Source organism: Neisseria shayeganii 871 (assembly GCF_000226875.1).
Lineage (GTDB): Bacteria > Pseudomonadota > Gammaproteobacteria > Burkholderiales > Neisseriaceae > Eikenella > Eikenella shayeganii.
On the sequence record NZ_JH164926.1, the window covers coordinates 199,915 to 218,013 of the forward strand.

General features: G+C 59.3%; 18 protein-coding genes. 9 read left to right on the forward strand and 9 right to left on the reverse strand.

What is annotated here, in order from left to right; all coding sequences use genetic code 11:
- Position 1 precedes the first annotated feature (1 nt).
- From HMPREF9371_RS00870 to HMPREF9371_RS00890, 5 genes are all read left to right on the forward strand, one after another.
- Positions 2 to 1,612 (forward strand): carboxyl transferase domain-containing protein, encoded by a 1,611-nt coding sequence (locus HMPREF9371_RS00870; RefSeq protein WP_009117900.1) that lies wholly within the window; start codon positions 2 to 4, stop codon positions 1,610 to 1,612.
- Positions 1,613 to 1,700: 88 nt separating this feature from the next.
- Positions 1,701 to 2,501, forward strand: coding sequence for an enoyl-CoA hydratase/isomerase family protein (locus tag HMPREF9371_RS00875; protein ID WP_009117901.1), 801 nt, complete (start codon positions 1,701 to 1,703; stop codon positions 2,499 to 2,501).
- Positions 2,502 to 2,604: 103 nt separating this feature from the next.
- The gene (locus tag HMPREF9371_RS00880; protein WP_009117902.1) at positions 2,605 to 4,617 is read left to right on the forward strand and encodes an acetyl-CoA carboxylase biotin carboxylase subunit; all 2,013 of its coding nucleotides are present in this window, start codon (positions 2,605 to 2,607) and stop codon (positions 4,615 to 4,617) included.
- A 67-nt stretch (positions 4,618 to 4,684) separates the two neighbouring features.
- Entirely contained in the window at positions 4,685 to 5,596 is a 912-nt protein-coding gene (locus HMPREF9371_RS00885) for a hydroxymethylglutaryl-CoA lyase (protein WP_009117903.1), read from the forward strand.
- A 57-nt stretch (positions 5,597 to 5,653) separates the two neighbouring features.
- Positions 5,654 to 6,835: an isovaleryl-CoA dehydrogenase gene (locus HMPREF9371_RS00890; protein ID WP_009117904.1), complete on the forward strand. Its 1,182-nt coding sequence runs from the start codon at positions 5,654 to 5,656 to the stop codon at positions 6,833 to 6,835.
- A 162-nt stretch (positions 6,836 to 6,997) separates the two neighbouring features.
- On the opposite strand, the gene HMPREF9371_RS00895 is transcribed toward HMPREF9371_RS00890, so the two are convergent.
- From HMPREF9371_RS00895 to HMPREF9371_RS00905, 3 genes are all read right to left on the reverse strand, one after another.
- On the reverse strand, positions 6,998 to 7,558 hold the full coding sequence (locus HMPREF9371_RS00895) for a hypothetical protein (protein WP_009117905.1): 561 nt from the start codon (positions 7,556 to 7,558) through the stop codon (positions 6,998 to 7,000).
- Positions 7,559 to 7,700: 142 nt separating this feature from the next.
- Complete coding sequence (locus HMPREF9371_RS00900) at positions 7,701 to 8,510, reverse strand: symmetrical bis(5'-nucleosyl)-tetraphosphatase (protein WP_009117907.1); 810 nt, start codon at positions 8,508 to 8,510, stop codon at positions 7,701 to 7,703.
- 80 nt (positions 8,511 to 8,590) lie between these two features.
- Positions 8,591 to 8,977 carry a RidA family protein gene (locus tag HMPREF9371_RS00905; RefSeq protein WP_009117908.1) on the reverse strand — a complete coding sequence of 129 codons (387 nt, stop codon included), beginning with the start codon at positions 8,975 to 8,977 and terminating at the stop codon, positions 8,591 to 8,593.
- 115 nt (positions 8,978 to 9,092) lie between these two features.
- Between HMPREF9371_RS00905 and HMPREF9371_RS12935 the strand changes: the two genes are divergently transcribed.
- Positions 9,093 to 9,278 carry a lipoprotein signal peptidase gene (locus HMPREF9371_RS12935; protein ID WP_232203107.1) on the forward strand — a complete coding sequence of 62 codons (186 nt, stop codon included), beginning with the start codon at positions 9,093 to 9,095 and terminating at the stop codon, positions 9,276 to 9,278.
- 23 nt (positions 9,279 to 9,301) lie between these two features.
- Here HMPREF9371_RS12935 and HMPREF9371_RS00910 read toward each other — a convergent pair whose 3' ends face one another.
- From HMPREF9371_RS00910 to ilvE, 6 genes are all read right to left on the reverse strand, one after another.
- Entirely contained in the window at positions 9,302 to 10,468 is a 1,167-nt protein-coding gene (locus HMPREF9371_RS00910) for an NAD(P)H-dependent flavin oxidoreductase (RefSeq protein WP_009117910.1), read from the reverse strand.
- Positions 10,469 to 10,743: 275 nt separating this feature from the next.
- Positions 10,744 to 11,097, reverse strand: coding sequence for a hypothetical protein (locus tag HMPREF9371_RS00915; protein WP_009117911.1), 354 nt, complete (start codon positions 11,095 to 11,097; stop codon positions 10,744 to 10,746).
- A gap of 354 nt (positions 11,098 to 11,451) precedes the next feature.
- Positions 11,452 to 12,087, reverse strand: coding sequence for a 7-carboxy-7-deazaguanine synthase QueE (locus HMPREF9371_RS00920; protein ID WP_009117913.1), 636 nt, complete (start codon positions 12,085 to 12,087; stop codon positions 11,452 to 11,454).
- On the reverse strand, positions 12,084 to 12,512 hold the full coding sequence (queD, locus tag HMPREF9371_RS00925) for a 6-carboxytetrahydropterin synthase QueD (RefSeq protein WP_009117914.1): 429 nt from the start codon (positions 12,510 to 12,512) through the stop codon (positions 12,084 to 12,086). The genes HMPREF9371_RS00920 and queD overlap by 4 nt, the downstream gene beginning before the upstream one ends.
- Positions 12,509 to 13,177 (reverse strand): 7-cyano-7-deazaguanine synthase QueC, encoded by a 669-nt coding sequence (gene queC / locus HMPREF9371_RS00930; RefSeq protein ID WP_009117915.1) that lies wholly within the window; start codon positions 13,175 to 13,177, stop codon positions 12,509 to 12,511. The genes queD and queC overlap by 4 nt, the downstream gene beginning before the upstream one ends.
- A gap of 269 nt (positions 13,178 to 13,446) precedes the next feature.
- Complete coding sequence (ilvE, locus tag HMPREF9371_RS00935) at positions 13,447 to 14,448, reverse strand: branched-chain-amino-acid transaminase (protein ID WP_009117916.1); 1,002 nt, start codon at positions 14,446 to 14,448, stop codon at positions 13,447 to 13,449.
- Between the two features lie 289 nt (positions 14,449 to 14,737).
- On the opposite strand from ilvE, the gene HMPREF9371_RS00940 reads away from it, so the two are divergent.
- The 3 genes from HMPREF9371_RS00940 to HMPREF9371_RS10945 all read left to right on the forward strand — a co-directional run bounded on the left by HMPREF9371_RS00940 (position 14,738) and on the right by HMPREF9371_RS10945 (position 18,060).
- The gene (locus tag HMPREF9371_RS00940) at positions 14,738 to 16,168 is read left to right on the forward strand and encodes an alanine/glycine:cation symporter family protein (protein ID WP_040659902.1); all 1,431 of its coding nucleotides are present in this window, start codon (positions 14,738 to 14,740) and stop codon (positions 16,166 to 16,168) included.
- Positions 16,169 to 16,320: 152 nt separating this feature from the next.
- Entirely contained in the window at positions 16,321 to 17,541 is a 1,221-nt protein-coding gene (locus tag HMPREF9371_RS00945) for a uracil-xanthine permease family protein (RefSeq protein ID WP_009117918.1), read from the forward strand.
- A gap of 84 nt (positions 17,542 to 17,625) precedes the next feature.
- The gene (locus HMPREF9371_RS10945; RefSeq protein ID WP_009117919.1) at positions 17,626 to 18,060 is read left to right on the forward strand and encodes a DUF6636 domain-containing protein; all 435 of its coding nucleotides are present in this window, start codon (positions 17,626 to 17,628) and stop codon (positions 18,058 to 18,060) included.
- Positions 18,061 to 18,099 lie beyond the last annotated feature (39 nt).

The window sequence follows — 18,099 nt, forward strand, 5'->3', positions numbered from 1 at the left end:
TATGAGCCATTCCATTGTCAGCAAACTCAATCCCCGTTCCGCCGATTTCCAACAAAACGCCGCCGCCATGCAGGCATTGGTGGACGATCTCCACGCCCATCTGAGCCGCATCGCCTTGGGCGGCAGCGAAGCGTCCCGCCAAAAACATTTGTCCCGCGGCAAACTGCTGCCGCGCGAGCGTGTGGAACGCCTGCTGGACCCGGGTACACCCTTCCTCGAACTGTCGCCGCTGGCCGCTTTCGGCATGTACGGCGCCGACATTCCCGCCGCCGGCGTGATTGCCGGCATCGGCCGCATCAATGGCATCGAATGCATGATTGTCTGCAACGACGCCACCGTGAAAGGCGGCACCTACTACCCGATGACGGTGAAAAAACACCTGCGCGCCCAGGAAATCGCCCGCGAAAACCGCCTGCCTTGCGTGTATCTGGTGGATTCCGGCGGCGCCAACCTGCCCAATCAAGACGACGTGTTTCCCGACAAAGAACACTTCGGCCGTATTTTCTACAACCAGGCCAATATGAGTGCCGACGGCATTGCCCAAATCGCCGTGGTAATGGGCAGCTGTACCGCCGGCGGCGCCTATGTGCCGGCCATGAGCGACGAATCCATTATCGTGAAAGAGCAGGGCACCATTTTCCTCGGCGGCCCGCCCTTGGTAAAAGCCGCCACCGGCGAAGAAGTGAGCGCCGAAGATTTGGGCGGTGGCGATGTGCACACCCGTCTCTCCGGCGTGGCCGACCATCTGGCGCAAAACGATTTGCATGCGTTGGCTTTGGCGCGCCAAGTGGTGGGCAACCTGAACAAACAGAAAGCCCCGCTGCCGAACCAGGCCGAGCCGGTGCCGCCCAAATACGACGCCAAAGAGCTGTACGGCATCATTCCCACCGACACCCGCAAGCCGTTTGACGTGCGTGAAATCATCGCCCGCATTGTGGACAACAGCGAATTGGACGAATTCAAAGCCCGTTTCGGCACCACGCTGGTGTGCGGTTTTGCCCGCATCGAGGGCATGAAGGTGGGCATCATCGCCAACAATGGCATTCTGTTCAGCGAATCGGCGCAGAAAGGCACCCACTTCATCGAGCTGTGCTGCCAACGCAAGATTCCGCTGGTGTTCCTGCAAAACATCACCGGCTTTATGGTGGGCCGCAAATACGAAAACGAAGGCATTGCCCGCCACGGCGCCAAAATGGTGATGGCGGTGGCCAACGCCAATGTGCCGAAATTCACCGTGATTGTGGGCGGCAGCTTCGGCGCCGGCAACTACGGCATGTGCGGACGCGCCTATTCGCCGCGCTTCCTGTGGATGTGGCCGAACGCCCGCATTTCCGTGATGGGCGGCGAACAGGCGGCTTCCGTGTTGGCCACCGTGAAGCGCGACAACATCGAGCGCAGCGGCGGCACGTGGAGCGCCGAGGAAGAGGAAGCCTTCAAAGCCCCGGTGCGCGAGCAATACGAGAAACAGGGCCATCCCTATTACGCCAGCGCCCGTTTGTGGGACGATGGCGTCATCGACCCGGCCGACACCCGCCGCGTGCTGGCGCTCGGCTTGAGCGCGGCCTACAACGCGCCCATCGGCGAGCCGAAATTCGGCGTCTTCCGTATGTAAACGGCTTTCAGGTAGCCTGCCGATGCATCGTGCAGGCTACCTGAAATACTGCCGTCAAACCGCAACCACCATACGCTAGGGAAGTATTATGTCTTACCAAACCCTGTTGATCGACATCAGCCGCCATGTGGCCACCATCACCCTCAACCGCCCCGACAAACGCAATGCCTTCAACGACGAAGTGATTGCCGAGCTGACCCGAGCCTTCACCGAATGCGGCCAAAACCCCGACGTGCGCGCCGTGGTGCTGGCGGCCGAAGGCAAAGCCTTCTGCGCCGGTGCCGACCTCAACTGGATGCGCCGCATGGCCGATTACACCCGCGAAGAAAACCTGGCCGACGCCGGCGCGCTGGCGGAAATGCTGCGCGTCATCTACACCTGCCCCAAACCCACGGTTGCCGCCGTTCAGGGCGACGTGTACGCCGGCGGCATGGGCTTGGTGTCCGCCTGCGACATCGCCATTGCGGTGGAAGACGCCCATTTCTGCCTGAGCGAAGTGAAGCTCGGTCTGGTGCCCGCTACCATCAGCCCCTATGTGATCCGCGCCATGGGGCCGCGCGCTGCCCATCGTTATTTCCTCACCGCCGAAGTGTTTGACGCCGCCAAAGCCGAACAAATCGGCTTCGTCCACCAAACTGTGCCCGCCGCCGGGCTGGCCGATGCTGTGGCTGCGGTCACCAAAGCGCTGGTCAACGCCGGCCCCGAAGCGGTGAAAACCTGCAAACAGCTGGTGCTGGACGTGGCCCATGCCGACATCACGCCCGATCTGATCGCGCAAACCGTGGCCGGTATTGCCGATATCCGCGCTTCCGACGAAGGCAAAGAAGGCGTGCAGTCTTTCTTGCAAAAGCGCAAGCCCAACTGGCTGCCCGAAAAGCCGGCCGAGTAAAACAACAGGCTACCTGAACGCCGCCCCAGCAAACCACCACGGGCTTTTCAGGTAGCCCGCCCGACCGAACGGACACAAGAAAAATCACCGACAAAGGAAAACCATGTTTAAAAAAATCCTGATTGCCAACCGCGGCGAAATCGCCTGCCGCGTGGCCGCCACTGCCCGCAAACTCGGGGTGCGCACCGTTGCCGTGTATTCCGATGCCGATGCGGAGGCCAAACACGTGGCCGCCTGCGACGAAGCCGTGCACATCGGCGGCAGCGCGCCCAAAGAAAGCTATTTGTTGTGGGAGCGCGTGATTCAGGCCGCTAAAGACACCGGCGCCGAAGCCATCCACCCCGGTTACGGCTTCCTCAGCGAAAACGAACAGTTTGCCCAGGCCTGTGCCGATGCTGGTTTGGTCTTCATCGGCCCGCCCGCATCCGCCATCAAAGCCATGGGTTTGAAAGCCGAATCCAAACAGCTGATGCAGCAGGCCGGCGTGCCGCTGGTGCCGGGCTACCACGAAAGCAATCAGGATGCGGATTTCCTCAAACAGCAGGCCGACGCCATCGGCTATCCGGTGCTGATCAAAGCCAGCTCCGGCGGCGGCGGCAAAGGCATGCGCATGGTGGAGCGCAGCGAAGACTTCCTCGCCAATCTCGAATCCTGCCGCCGCGAAGCGCAAAACAGCTTCGGCAACGATGCCGTGCTGGTAGAAAAATACGTGCTCAAACCGCGCCACATCGAAATCCAGATTTTCGGCGACACCCACGGCAACTACGTGCATCTTTTCGAGCGCGACTGCTCGGTGCAGCGCCGCCACCAAAAAGTGTTGGAAGAAGCGCCGGCGCCCGGCGTTTCCGAGCAGATGCGCGCCGAAATGGGCGCCGCCGCCGTGGCGGCGGCCAAAGCCGTGAACTATGTGGGCGCCGGCACGGTGGAATTCATCGTGGAGCAGCGTGACGGCCAGATGACTTTCTACTTCATGGAAATGAACACCCGCCTGCAGGTGGAACACCCGGTTACCGAAGCCATCACCGGCACCGATCTGGTGGAATGGCAGCTGCGGGTGGCGGCCGGCGAAAAGCTGCCGAAAACCCAAGAGGAGCTAAAAATCACCGGCCACGCCATCGAAGCGCGTATCTGCGCCGAAAACCCGGACAACCAATTCCTGCCGGCCACCGGCACGCTGGTGACCTACCGCAAACCCGAGCACGAGGCTTTTCAGGTAGCCTCCGTGCGGGTGGATGACGGCGTGCGCGAAGGCGACACCATCAGCCAGTATTACGATTCGATGATTGCCAAGCTCATCGTGCACGCGCCCAGCCGCGGCGAAGCGCTGGCTAAGCTCGACAATGCGCTGGCCGACACCCGCATTGTCGGTCTGCCCAACAACGTGGCTTTCCTGCGCCATATTCTCGCCACCGAGTCTTTCAGCGGCGCCAATCTCGATACCGCCCTGATCGAGCGCGAAAAAGCGGCGCTGTTCGACCAGCCCGGCCTCGACACCGAATGGGCCGTGGCCGCCGCGCTGACCCAGGCGCTCAGCCACGAGCATGCCGCACAAGGCCAAGACCCCTTCACCCACACCGACGGCTGGCGTCCGTATACCGATTATCTGCGCGGCTTCAGCTTAGACTACAACGGCGAAGCGCTGAAAGCCCAAGTCTGCTTCAACCACGACGGCAGCCAAAACCTGAGCATCAGCCGCAACGGCGAAACCGTGTTTGAAGGTCGCTATGCCTTCCGCGCCAGCAACGACCACACCGCCACCATCACCCTCAACAAGGCCCAGCGCCGCCTGCAATACTGGACGCACGGCGAAGACGTGCATGTGTTCAGCATGTACGGCAGCAGCCGCATCCGCCTCATTGACGACATGGCGCACACCGGCGAAGAAGCGCAAGACGGCGGCCGCCTCACCTCGCCGATGCCGGGCAAAGTGGTGTCGTTTGCCGTGCAGCCGGGCGACAAAGTGAGCAAAGGCCAGCCGCTTGCCGTCATCGAAGCCATGAAAATCGAGCACACCATTTCCGCGCCGGCCGACGGCGTGGTGGCCGAAATCCTGTTTGCCGCCGGCGATTTGGTGGCCGACGGCGACGAATTGCTGAAACTGAGCCAGGCCGAATAAAGGCTACCTGAAAGCCGGCGGCGCCTTACAGCAAACGCCTGCCGCCGGCCCCATAAGGAACACCCATATGAACTACCCGAAAACAGTCCAACTCATCGATGTCGGCCCGCGCGACGGCCTGCAAAACGAAAAGCAGACCGTGCCCGCCGACATCAAAATCCGTCTGATCGAAATGCTGGAAGCGGCCGGCATCCGCAAGCTGGAAGCCACCAGTTTCGTGTCGCCCAAATGGGTGCCGCAAATGGGCGACAACGCCGAAGTGATGGGCGGCCTCAAACGCCGTTCAGACGTGTGTTACTCGGTACTGACGCCGAATATGAAGGGCTTTGAAGCCGCGTTGCCGTTCCGCCCCGACGAAGTGGTGATTTTCGGCGCGGCCAGCGAAGCGTTCAGCCAGAAAAACATCAATTGCAGCATCGCCGAGAGCATCGAGCGTTTCGCGCCGGTGGCCGCAGCGGCCAAGCAGCACGGCATCAAGGTGCGCGGCGTGATTTCCTGCACCGTCGGCTGCCCTTATGAAGGCGACATCGCGCCGGAAAAAGTGGCCTATGTCACCAAGCTGATGCGCGACATCGGCGCCGAGCACATCGGCATTGCCGACACCATCGGCGTGGGCACGCCGCTGAAAATCCAACGCGCTTTGGAGGCGGCGCTGCAATATGTTGACCTCGACCATCTTTCCGGCCACTTCCACGATACTTACGGTCAGGCGCTGGCCAACACGCTGGCCGCCCTGCAGCTGGGCGTGTGGCAGTTTGATACTTCGGTGGCCGGTTTGGGCGGCTGTCCCTACGCCAAAGGCGCCACCGGCAACGTGGCCACCGAAGACGTGGTCTATATGCTGCACGGCATGGGCATCGACACCGGCATCGATCTGGACAAACTGATCGACGCCGGCCAGATGATCAGCGACTTCTTAGGCCGCCCCAGCCCATCCCGCGTGGCCCGTGCGGTGCTCAACAAGCGTCAGGCTGCCTGAAGCCCCGATTTTCACAGTTACCCCCGCAAACTTGACTACTGATTCAAGGAGAAACCTATGCAACACATTCCCGGCTTAGACTTCCAATTAGGCGACGACATCAATGCCCTGCGCGAAGCCGTGCGCGATTTCGCCCAAGCGGAAATCGCCCCCCGCGCCACTGAAATCGACCATTCCGACCAATTCCCGATGGATTTGTGGCAGAAATTCGGCGAGCTGGGCGTGCTCGGCATCACCGTGCCCGAAGCCTACGGCGGCGTGGACATGGGCTATTTGGCCCACATGGTGGCGATGGAGGAAATCACCCGCGCTTCCGCCTCGGTAGGCCTGAGCTACGGCGCACATTCCAATCTGTGCGTGAACCAAATCAAACGCAACGGTAGCGAAGAGCAGAAACAGAAATTCCTGTCCAAGCTGATCAGCGGCGAGTTCGTCGGCGCCTTGGCGATGAGCGAAACCGGCTCCGGCTCCGACGTCACCTCCATGAGCCTGCGCGCCGAAGACAAAGGCGGCTACTATCTGCTCAACGGCAGCAAAATGTGGATCACCAACGGCCCGGATGCCGACGTGATGGTGGTGTACGCCAAAACCAATCCCGAGCTGGGCGCCAAAGGCATCACCGCTTTCTTGGTGGAAAAAGGCATGAAAGGCTTCTCTACCGCGCAAAAACTCGACAAATTGGGCATGCGCGGCAGCCACACCGGCGAGATGGTGTTTGAAAACGTGGAAGTGCCCGCCGAAAACATCATGGGCGGCCTGAACAAAGGCGTGCAGGTGTTGATGAGCGGTTTGGACTACGAACGCGCCGTGTTGGCAGCCGGCCCCATCGGCATCATGCAGGCGGTCATGGACAATGTGGTGCCCTATATCCACGACCGCAAACAGTTCGGCCAATCCATCGGCGAATTCCAGCTGATTCAGGGCAAAGTGGCCGATATGTACACCGTATTGCAGGCCGGTCGCAGCTTTTTGTACACCATCGGCAAAAACCTCGACCTCTTGGGCGCCGACCATGTTCGCCAAGTGCGCAAAGACTGCGCCAGCGTGATTTTGTGGTGTGCGGAAAAAGCCACTTGGATGGCCGGCGAAGGCATTCAGATTTTCGGCGGCAACGGCTATACCAACGAATACCCGCTGGGCCGTTTGTGGCGCGATGCGAAATTGTATGAAATCGGCGCCGGCACCAGCGAAATCCGCCGCATGCTGATCGGCCGCGAGCTGTTTAACGAAACCAAATAAGCGGATTGCGCTAAGGGCGCTGCCGTGACAGCCGATTGAAAAACCATCCTCTGCTTTGATGCCAAGGCAGAGGATTTTTTCTGCGCCCTCGGGCAGCACGGCGGCTGGTGCGGGCAAAAGAAAACCGCCCCGTATCGAGGGCGGTTTTGCCTGTGGCCAGGATTATTGGCGGCGGCGGTTGTTGCGTTGCTGTTGGCCGCGTTGGCGGGCAGGAGCGGCGGTGCGTTCCACCGCACAGTCGCGCAAGAGCACGTTTTGTTGGCCGACCGGGGTGCCGTTGCTGTCGAGGCTTTGTGCCTGCAGCAGCACATTGGCGTTCACGCGGACCACGTTTTCGGGAGAGGCTTTGCCGGTAATCCAGGTCAGGCCCTCGCCGTAGAAGCTGTTTTGGCTGTTGCCGTTGGCGTCATTCAATACGCGCCACAGGCCGGGAGAAGCTTGGTCGTTGACTTTGAGCTGCGCTACCACCAGGGTGCCGTCTTTCACGCCGTACATGGCAGACATTTTCTGTTCGCCGCTGGGAGAGGTGCATTTGTAAGATACTTCTACGGTTTTGTCGATGCTGTCCACTTGGGCTACCTGAATGGCCGGCGTGGTGGCCGGTGCGGGCCCGCCGGCACCTTGTTGTCCTTGGGCGGGGGTGTTGCTTTTCGGGGCGCTGCTGCTGGCGCAGCCGGCCAATGCCAACACCATCACGGCGGCAGGGATAAACACTTTTTTCATGAAGTACTCCTAAAATAAGGGGAAAAATCGGCACCGCCCGCAGGCGGCAGCGGCGGACATTGTAACAAAAGCCTTGCCGCGCCGCTGCCGGGTTTACGTTCCGCAACATTCGGCACGGGGGTTAGAAAGCCATCAAACAGCCTCAAAACCGTTTCGCCTGCTTGGAGGCTACCTGAAACACTTCGCCGTTATCCAGATTGAGGGCGGTGAGTTGGCCGCCCCACAGCGCACCGGTGTCGATGCCGCAGGTTTGGTTTTCGGCGTGCAGGCCCAAGGCCGACCAATGGCCGAACACAATGCGGTGGCTCAGGTGCTGCCGGTTCGGCGCGCGGAACCAGGGCAGCAGGTGCGCGGGCAGGTCGGCCAGGGTGGATTTGAAATCGAAGTCCATGCGGCCGTCGGCGGTGAGGGCGCGCATGCGGGTGAACACATTGGTGGCAAAGCGCAGGCGCTCGGCGGTGTCGGCGGGGTGGTCGCTGTCCGGCCGGTTGCCGTACATATGGGCGAAATAGGCGGGCGCTTCGTGTTGCAGGGCGTGGGCCACTTCATCGGCACGTTTTTGTGCTTCGGCCACCGTCCATTGCGGCCACAGGCCGGCGTGCACCAGTACGAAGGTGTCGTCGTGCACCATCAGGGGCTGGCGGCGCAGCCAGTCGAGCAAGATTTGGCTGTCGGGCGCGGCGAGGATGTCGGATACGGTGTCTTGCCGCTTGAGCCGGCCGTGCCCGTGGGCGACGGCCAAGAGATGCAGGTCGTGGTTGCCCAAAACGGTTTGGATGCTGTGCTCGTGCTGTTTGATGTAGCGCAGGCAGGCCAGCGATTGCGGGCCGCGGTTGACAATGTCGCCCACCAGCCAAAGGGTGTCGCGGCCGTGGCAGAAACCGATGTGGGCGAGCAGTTCTTGAAACTCTTCGAAGCAACCTTGCAGGTCGCCGATGGCGTAGCGGGTCATGTTTGGGAGACGGATGAAACAGCGGTGAAGAAAGATGAAGAAAAGGCTACCTGAAACGGTTTCAGGTAGCCTTTTGGTGATTAGGCGTTCAAGACCACCACGCCTTCCACTTCTACCAGCACGCCTTTGGGCAGGGCGGATACCTGTACGGCGGCGCGGGCGGGGAAGGGCTGGCTGCAGTATTCGCCCATGATTTGGTTGAAGGTGGCGAAGTTGCTCAGGTCGGTGAGGTAGGCATTCAGTTTCACCACATCGTCGAAGCTGCCGCCGGCCGCTTCGATCACGGCTTTCAGGTTTTTGAACACTTGGTGGGTCTGCTCGGCAAAACCGCCGTCCACCACTTCCATGGTTTCCGGATTCAGCGGAATTTGGCCGCTCAGGTAAACGGTGTCGCCGGCGCGCACGGCTTGGGAATAGGCGCCGATGGCGGCAGGGGCTTTGTCGGTGTGGATGATGGTTTTGGCCATATGTTTGCTCCGTTGTGCGGTGGATAAAAGAAAGCGGGGATTATAGCGGAAGACGGCAGGGGATAACAGGCAGCCGCCGGAGCGGGGAGAGACGGCAACAGGGCAGAGAGAAGCTCTGCCCTGTTGGCAAGCACCTGTTTTCAGGCTGAGACCTTTGCAAATCCCCCATCTGCGGCGCATTTCTGCGTTGTGCGCTGCTCGCTCGCTTGCCTATCTTCATGATATGTCTGCGCTCGCTGCGCTGCTACGCCTTGAACTGCATCCACATCTGGGAGTTTTGCAAAGGTCTCAGGCTACCTGAAAACAGGTGTGGCTGGTGCGGATTTATTTTGAAGATGCGGCCAGTTTGCCGGTGAGCAGGTATTCGATGGTCTCCTGCACGCTTTTCATGGTTTTGCCGAATGGCAGCGGGTCTTTGCCCCGGAAAAACAGGCCCTTGTCCACCTCGCCGCGGAAAGCGGCGGCCAGTTTGAGATCGATGCAGAATTGGCCTACTTTTTCCAAACCGTCGCGCAAACCACAGACCGACAGACAGTTGATGCCTTGGGTACAGCGGCGCGGGTCGGCCTTGGCGTTGGCTTGCAGAATGCTTTCGCGTTTCAGGTAGCCGTCGAGGAATTTGGTGCGCACGCCGCGTGCAGGCAGGCCGGCCACCGACATGAATTCCACAATTTGCTCGCCTTCGGCGCCGGACAGGGTTTTTTTGAAATTGATGTGGGCGTCGCCCTCGTGGGTGACGGCGAAGGCGGTGCCGATTTGCACGGCGGAAGCCCCCCAGTCTTTCAGGGCGGTGGTGATTTTCTGGAAGTTGGCCATGCCGCCGGCCAATACCAGCGGGATTTTTTCACTTTCCAAGCCCAATTTTTTGAACACTTCGAAAGTTTCTTCAATCACGCGCTTGAATTCGAAACGCTCGTCTTGGATGCCGTCCACCGTGGCCGCACCCAGGTGGCCGGCGGCGTGGGCGGGATGCTCGATCACAATGGCATCGGGCAGAATGCCTTTTTTCATCCAGCGTTTCAGCACGATGCCGATGCCGCGCGACTCCGACAAAATCGGAAACAGCGCCACGTCTTTGAAGCCCTCGGTCATTTCGGGCAGGTCGAGGGGCAAGCCCGCGCCCATCACAATCGCATCGGCGCCGGATTCGCACGCTTGACGCACCAAGGCCGGATGGTCTTTCACGGCTTTCATCACGTTAACCGCAATCATGCCGCGCCCTTCGGCCCGTTGTTTGGCGGTTTGGATTTCGCGGTCGAGCGCAATCAGGTTGAGGCGGGTGTATTTTTCGTCGCTGGGATGGATTTTGGATTCGGCCAGCAAGTCTTCGTGCAGGTGGCGCAAATCCACGCTGGCGATGGTGCCGATGCCGTTTTCGCGGGCCACCGCGCTGGAGAGGCTGGAGGCGGAAATGCCCACACCCATGCCGCCTTGCACAATGGGAATCAGCTCGCGGCCACGAATGGTGAGGGGGGCGAATGGATGTTGCATGGGATGTCCTCTGCTGTGTTGTGTGTGTTTGAGCGGCCTGTTTGCTGGCGGGTAAAGCAAGTATGCAGGCTGGGTGTTTTATTGATTTTCTGATTATAGAATCAACTATATTTAGTGTCTAGATTCTATTTTATTCTTTACGTTTTCAGGAGAGGGCTTTACGTTGGCTTAGTGGTAACTATCTGTTTTTACTTTTCTTGTTAAGGAGTCATCGGCATTGGTGGATAAAACAACACCCCGCCTGTGCAGGGTGTTGTTGTGGATGCCGATCCGGATTATTTGCTGGCTTCGCTGGCGGCTTCGCTGATTTTGTCGGCAGCGCCTTGAACGGCTTCTTTGACTTCGGTGGCCGCGCCTTGAACGGCAGATTTCACTTCTGAAGCGGCATTTTCAACAGCAGGGGCAGCGTCTTGGGCGGCTTCTTTGACTTCGGAAGCGGCAGCATTAACCGCGCCTTTTACTTCAGACGCGGCATTGTCAACCGCATTGGCGGCATCGGAAGCCGGGGTGTGGGCTTCGGAAGCGGCTACGGCAGACGCATCGGAAGCAGCCGGGGCTTGGGCGGCTTGGTTGCCGCAAGCGGCCAAGAACAGAGACAGGGCGGCAACAGCCATCAGATTGTGTTTCATGCGATTACCTCGTATGGATCATGATTGGATATGGATAAATGTTTCCGCCCCAACAGCTCAGCCGCTAAGGGGGCGGATATTCTCTCAGATTGCAGAATCGGCGCGGATTATGCGCCGATTGGCAGCCCTTGGCAATTGCACTTCAACCGTCCGTCAACCGTTAATGGATGGTGGCGGACATTATTTTTGCGGCGGCGCAGCATTTTCAGGGCGGAATAGGACGAAGTTAACTGCCGGATTCAGGTTTTGATTTTGAAATACTGATTGAATTAAATAACTTATATTATTTACACAGTCTTACCTGCTTTCAGGTAGCCTGTTAAAGAAATTTGTTGCGTTTTTGTCATATCCGCATCATTCGATGCCGGCCCATTTATGGGTTTGTACCGAAAGCTGCCAGTGCGGGAAAGCGGAGCCGCGGGCGTTGAGCTGGCCGAGTTGGCGGATGGTGTGGTGGATATTCATTTCTCCGTCGCGCTCGCAAGGCGACAGATAATAGCGTTCGGCTTGGATGTTTTGTTCGATTGTGCTGCAAAACGCCAATACATCGCCGTCGGCCACAATGCGGACTTCGTCTGCCCGTTTGGTGCCGGCGGCGGCATATTTCTCGGCGTAAGCGGCTTTGGGGCTGACGGCGGCGTAGTCGATTTGTTCGGGGATGGCTTGCAGGCCGTTGCTTTCCAAATGCAGCCGGTAGCCGCGCGCTTTGAGGGCGTCGAGCAGCTGGTTGAGGTGCGGTTGGATGGTGGGTTCGCCGCCGGTAATGATGATGTTGCGGCTGGCGTAGGCGGCAACGGTGTTCAGGATGTCGTGCAGGCTCATCGGGCGGAAGTTGAGGTAGTCGGTGTCGCACCAGGCGCAGGCCAGATTGCATTTGCCCAAGCGGATAAACACGGCGGGCATGCCGGTGTGGTAGCCCTCGCCTTGCAGGCTCTCGAAGATTTCGACAATCCGGTAGCTCGGGTTGTCGGGCAGCAGGGGAAATTTCATGCGCTGTCTCCCGTGTATTCCACGCAGGAAGACGGTGTTTCCCACAGTTTGACGGCAGACACCGGCAGCTTGTGCTGGCAGAGGCTCTCGAAAATGTGCACGGCCAGGTTTTCGGCGGTGGTTCGGCAGGGCAGGGCCAGGGTTTTGCGTCCCCAGCCCTCCAGCAGCCGGCCCAGCTCGGCTTCGTGCGGATTGCGGGCGTCGTAGAGAAAGGCATGGTCGAATCGGCTCAGCACCCATTGCTGTACGCTGCTTTTGAGATCGGCAAAGTCGCATACCATGCCGTCTTTGGGGCCGCCTTGCAGCAGGCTACCTGAAAGGGTGACTTCCAAGCGGTAGGTGTGGCCGTGCAGATTGCGGCACTTGCCGTCGTGGGTGTCGAGCATGTGGGCGGCGTCGAATTCGAAAATTTTGCTGATTTTCATGGCTGCCGCTCCGCTTTCTGCGCCAGATATTCGGCTAAGCCGCGTTCGCGCAGGAGACAGGCGGGGCACTGGCCGCAGCCGCCGGCTACGCCTTGGTAGCAGGTGTGGGTGTGCTCGCGAACATAGTTCAGGTAGCCCAATTCGTCGGCCAGCGCCCAGGTTTGTGCTTTGGTCAGCCACATCAGCGGGGTATGGATTTCAAAGGGATAGTCCATGGCCAGGTTCAGCGTGGTGTTCATGGATCGGACAAATATATCGCGGCAGTCGGGATAGCCGGAAAAATCGGTTTCGCATACGCCCAAAATGAGGTGGCGGATGTTTTTCGATTTGGCAAAAATGGCGGCGTAGAGCAGAAACAGGGCATTGCGGCCGTCCACCAAGGTGTTCGGCACGGCATCGGGCGTGGCTTGTTCGATGGGCAGGGAGGCATCGGTGAGGGCGTTGCGGCTCAAGGTGTTGAGCGGCGGCAGGGTGAATTCGGTGTGTGCCACGCCTAAATCTTGGGCGATCCAGCGGGCGCGTTCCAACTCGATGGCGTGGCGTTGGCCGTATTGGAAAGTGAGGGCATGGACGGCCGGACGCCCGTAGCGGGCAATGGCCTGGAGCAGGCAGGTGGTCGAATCTTGGCCGCCTGAGAAGATGACCAAGGCTTGTGTTTGAGACATGAAGGGTTCCTAGTTTTGGTTTTGCGGCCGAAAGGCGGAGGCTTCTCGGCCGGCAGCGCGGGAGGTTTGCGAACCGCGCGGTGGAAAAAAGGCGGCATTATACGCACAACGGCAGGCTTGGGGTATCGGGTAGGCGCTGGGCCTGTCTGCCGCTTGGTTGTTTGGCTGATGAAAAAAGACTGAATCCGACGGATGCGGGACTCGGTCTTTTGGCTTGGATCGCTGCTTTTAACGAGGCAGCGGTTTTTTCAGGTAGCCTGCCGTGCGGTTTAGCCCACCACCGGCACCAGCCAGCCGTGGCGGTCTTCGGCCAGGCCGTATTGGATGTCGGTGACCGCTTTGCGGATGGCGGTGCCGCGCTCTTGGCTGCGGACGGTGATTTCTTGGCCGTCGATCACAAAAGAGGTAACGGGGGAAATCACGGCGGCGGTGCCGGTGAGGATGGCTTCGGCGCCGTCTTCCACCGCGGCTTTCAGTTCGGCCACGCTAAACGGGCGTTCGCTGACGGTGTAGCCGAGGTCGCGGGCGATGGTGAGTACGGAATCGCGGGTAACGCCGTGCAGAAACTCGTCGGTCAGCGGTTTGGTAATGATTTCATTGCCGTGAATCAGGGCGAAGTTGGAGGCGCCGGTTTCCTGCACGTCGCCGTTGGGGCAGAACAGCACTTGATGTGCGCCGTGTTCAGCTTTGGCTTTCAAGACCCACGGCAGGGCGGAGGCGTAGTTGCCGCCGCATTTGATGCGGCCCATGTGCGGGGCACAGCGCATGTGTTCGGTTTCCACCAACAGTTTCATCGGCGAACCGGTTTGGAAATAGTCGCCCACCGGTGAGGCCAAAATGTAGAGCAGGGCGCTTTCGGAAGGGGCGCCGGCTTTGCCGATTACCGGATCGGTGCCGATCAGGGTGGGGCGCAGGTAGAGGGAGGCCGGGGCATCGGGCACCGATTCGGCCGCGCGGGCCACCAGCCCGGTCAGCGCCTGCAGGAAGGCATCGGTTTCCGGTACCGGCAGATAGAGCAGGCGCGCACTTTGCTGCATGCGGGCAATGTTGGCTTGGGGGCGGAAAAGAACGATTTTACCGTCGGCCTGACGGAAGGCTTTCAGGCCTTCGAAACATTCGCTGCCGTAATGTAAGGCGTGGGCGCCGGGCGCCAGAGACAAATCTTGTGCGGATTGCCAGCGCACAGCTTGCCAGGCTTGGTTTTCATAAGCCAATACCGGCATTTCGGGGTGGAAAACGCTGCCGAAAACGGCAGGAACGGCTCTTGCCATGGTGTTCACCTTGTGGGGGAGTGGAGTGTGAAAGAGGGTAAAGATACTCTTGCGCCGGGGGAATTGGCAAGTGTTTTGCCGACTGTGCAAAAGTGCCCGCCGGAGAGGGCGTCGTCGGGATGGTCCTTTGGCTGGAAGCCGGGCCCATACTTTGTGATTAACACTCGCTTGCATATTTTAACGCTTTGTGCTGAAATGCGGCCTGTCTTTGTTCGGAGAATGGCCGGGCATATCAATTTAATCAACTGATTTTCATCAATAAAGGACGACAGAAATGGATGGACAAGAAATGACTTGGGTCCAATCTCTGGACAAGATTGTCGGCGACATCGGCGGTCTGGTCTGGGGGCCTTATATGCTGGCCCTGCTGGTGGGCACCGGCCTGCTGCTGACCGTGCGTTTGGGTTTGCTGCAGTTCCGTATGCTGCCTTATGCGCTCAAACAGGCGTTTATGCCGCACAAAAGAAATGCCGACGGCAGCGAGCCGGCCGGCGACGTGTCCCATTTCGGTGCGCTGATGACCGCGCTGTCTGCCACCATCGGTACCGGTAACATCGCCGGCGTGGCCACCGCTGTGGCTTTGGGCGGCCCGGGCGCGGTATTTTGGATGTGGATGACCGCTTTGGTGGGCATGGCCACCAAATACGGTGAGGGCGTCTTGGCGGTGAAATACCGTGAAGTGAACAGCAAAGGCGAAATGTCCGGCGGCCCGATGTATTACATCGAAAAAGGCCTGAAGCAAAAATGGCTGGCCGTGATGTTTGCCCTGTTTGCCGTGTTGGCTTCTTTCGGCATCGGCAGCTCTGTGCAGTCTAACTCGGTTGCCGACGCGGTCTATCACAGCTTTCAAGTCGATCCCTTGGTGACCGGCCTCATCCTGACCCTGCTGACCGGTATTGTGGTGTTGGGCGGCATCAAATGGATTTCCACCGCTTCTTCCTTGATTGTTCCTTTAATGGCCATTGGCTATGTGTTGGGCGGCCTGACCATCATCTTGCTCAATCTTGAGCTGGTGGTGCCGGCGGTGAAAATCATCCTGACCGATGCCTTCAGTGCCAGTGCCGTGGCCGGCGGTACCATCGGCTCGATGATCCGTTACGGCGTGGCCCGCGGCGTGTTCTCGAACGAAGCCGGTATGGGTTCGGCTCCGATTGCCGCTGCCGCTGCCAAAACCGACCACCCTGTACGTCAGGCTCTGGTGTCCATGACCGGCACTTTCCTCGATACCATCGTGGTGTGCAGCATCACCGGCATCGTATTGGTGATGGGCCTGTTGAAAATGAACGCCATCGATGCCGGCACCGGTGCGTATCTGACCGAAGTGGTGGGCGGCGCTCCGCTGACCGTTAACACCTTCAACAATATGTTGCCCGGCGAAGGGGGCATGATTGTGACCGTGGGCCTGATTTTCTTTGCCTACTCCACCATTTTGGGCTGGTGTTATTACGGTGAGAAATGCGCCTCCTATCTGATGGGCGACCGCATGGTGCCGTTCTACCGTTTCATTTATGTGATGACCGTATTGCTGGGCTGTTTGGCGGTACAAACCGGTGATCAGGCCGGAGACCAAGCCGGCGTCAAACTGGTGTGGAACATTGCCGATACCTTCAACGGTTTGATGGCGGCTCCCAACCTGATTGCTTTGCTGCTGCTGTCCGGTGTGATCGTGGCGGAAACCAAAGATTTTATTGCCAAGCGCAAAGCGGGTGAGTTGGAGTAATTCCGTAGCCGGCTTCTGATTCGTGCCTCTCCGCTAGCAAACGGAGAGGCACGATTTTGTTTATTGCTTGAGAATGTACAGTTTCGGCTTGGTATGAAAGCGCACTGTTCGCCGCTATAATCCGTGCCGTTTGCTTCTAGGAAAAATGCATCATGCAGTCATTGAAAACCGCCGTTGCCGGCGCGCAGATTTTGTTTGTGGCTTTCGGCGCCATGGTGTTGGTGCCCTTGCTGACCGGCCTCAATCCGGCCATGGCCCTGCTGGGCGCAGGTATCGGCACCCTGTTGTTCCAAGCCCTGACCGGATTTAAAGTGCCGATTTTCCTCGGCTCTTCTTTTGCCTTCATCGCGCCGATTATTTATGCCATGGGCGAATGGGGCATGGGCCCGACCATGTTCGGCCTGTTTGCCGCCGGTTTTATGTATTTCGTGTTCGCCGCCTTGGTGAAATGGCGCGGATTGGGCGCAGTACACCGTTTGCTGCCGGCGGTGGTGATCGGGCCGGTCATCATGGTGATCGGTTTGTCGGTGGCGGTGGTGGCCAGCAATATGGCGATGGGCCGCGCCGGCGATGCGCAGGTGGTGGATTACGGCCAAGCCTTGCTGTTGTCGGGCTTCACTTTTGCGGTCACCGTGATGGTGGCGGTGTTCGGCAGCAAAATGATGAAGCTGATCCCCATTCTCATCGGTGTGGCGGCCGGTTATGTGGCGGCACTGGCCATGGGTTTGGTGGACACGGCAAAAATCGTGGCGGCGCCGTGGTTTGCGGTACCCGACTTCCACGCGCCCGAAGTGCATTGGCAGGCCGCGCTGTTTATGCTGCCGGTGGCCATTGCGCCGGCCATCGAGCACATCGGCGGCGTGATGGCCATCGGTAAGGTGACCGGCAAAGATTACGCGGCCGACCCCGGCCTGCACCGCACGCTGGCGGGCGACGGCTTGGGTGTGTGCGCGGCCGGTTTGATCGGCGGCCCGCCGGTGACGACTTATGGCGAAGTAACCGGTGCGGTCATGCTCACCAAAAACAGCAATCCGTTCATCATGACTTGGGCGGCGGTGTTTGCCATCGGCATGGCGTTTTTCGGCAAATTCAATGCCTTTCTGGCTTCGATTCCGCTGCCGGTGATGGGCGGAGTGATGATTTTGCTGTTCGGCACCATCGCTTCTTTGGGCCTGAAAACCCTGATCGATGCCAAAGTGGATTTGATGCAGCCGAAGAATCTGGTGATTGTCAGCTCGGTGCTGACCATCGGCGTGGGCGGCATGGAAATGAAATTCGGCGGCCTCAGCTTTGCCGGCGTCGGTTTGTGCGCCATTTTGGCGATTGTGTTGAACCTGTTGTTGCCTGAGCGCACGTCGGTACGGGAAACATAAGCGGCAGAGGCTACCTGAAAACCTGTCCGGCTTTCAGGTAGCCTCTGCTTGTGATGACACCTGCGAAAGGAAAGGAATCAAGCGATGTTGAAACAATACTTGCCGGGTTTGGCTCTGTCTTTATTGACGCTGTCCGGCCCGCTGCACGCCGATTCGGGGGCGTCTGGAAGAGAAATCGAATTTTTAAGCCCCAGCCGAAACATCTATTGTACGTCCTGGCAAAACCGCGCAGCGGTTTCCTGCCTGGCCGTGCAGCACAGCCAAGCGGCTTCCGGCCGCCCGGCAAGCTGTGATTTGGATTGGACGCCAACTGTTGAGTTGGGCGGCAGGGGCGCGGCAAAACGAAGCGGTTTGTGCCATGGCGATTTGCCTTACAACCCGGATGCCGGTGTATTGGCGTACGGGCAAACCGTGCAGGGCAGAGACTGGCGCTGTCTGGTGGCGGAAAACGGCGTGCGCTGTGAAAACGCAAGCGGCCGCGGTTTTCATTTGAACCGCACAAGCAGACAATTATTCTGATGCCGTCGCGGCGGGTTTCAGGTAGCTTGAAGCCCGCCG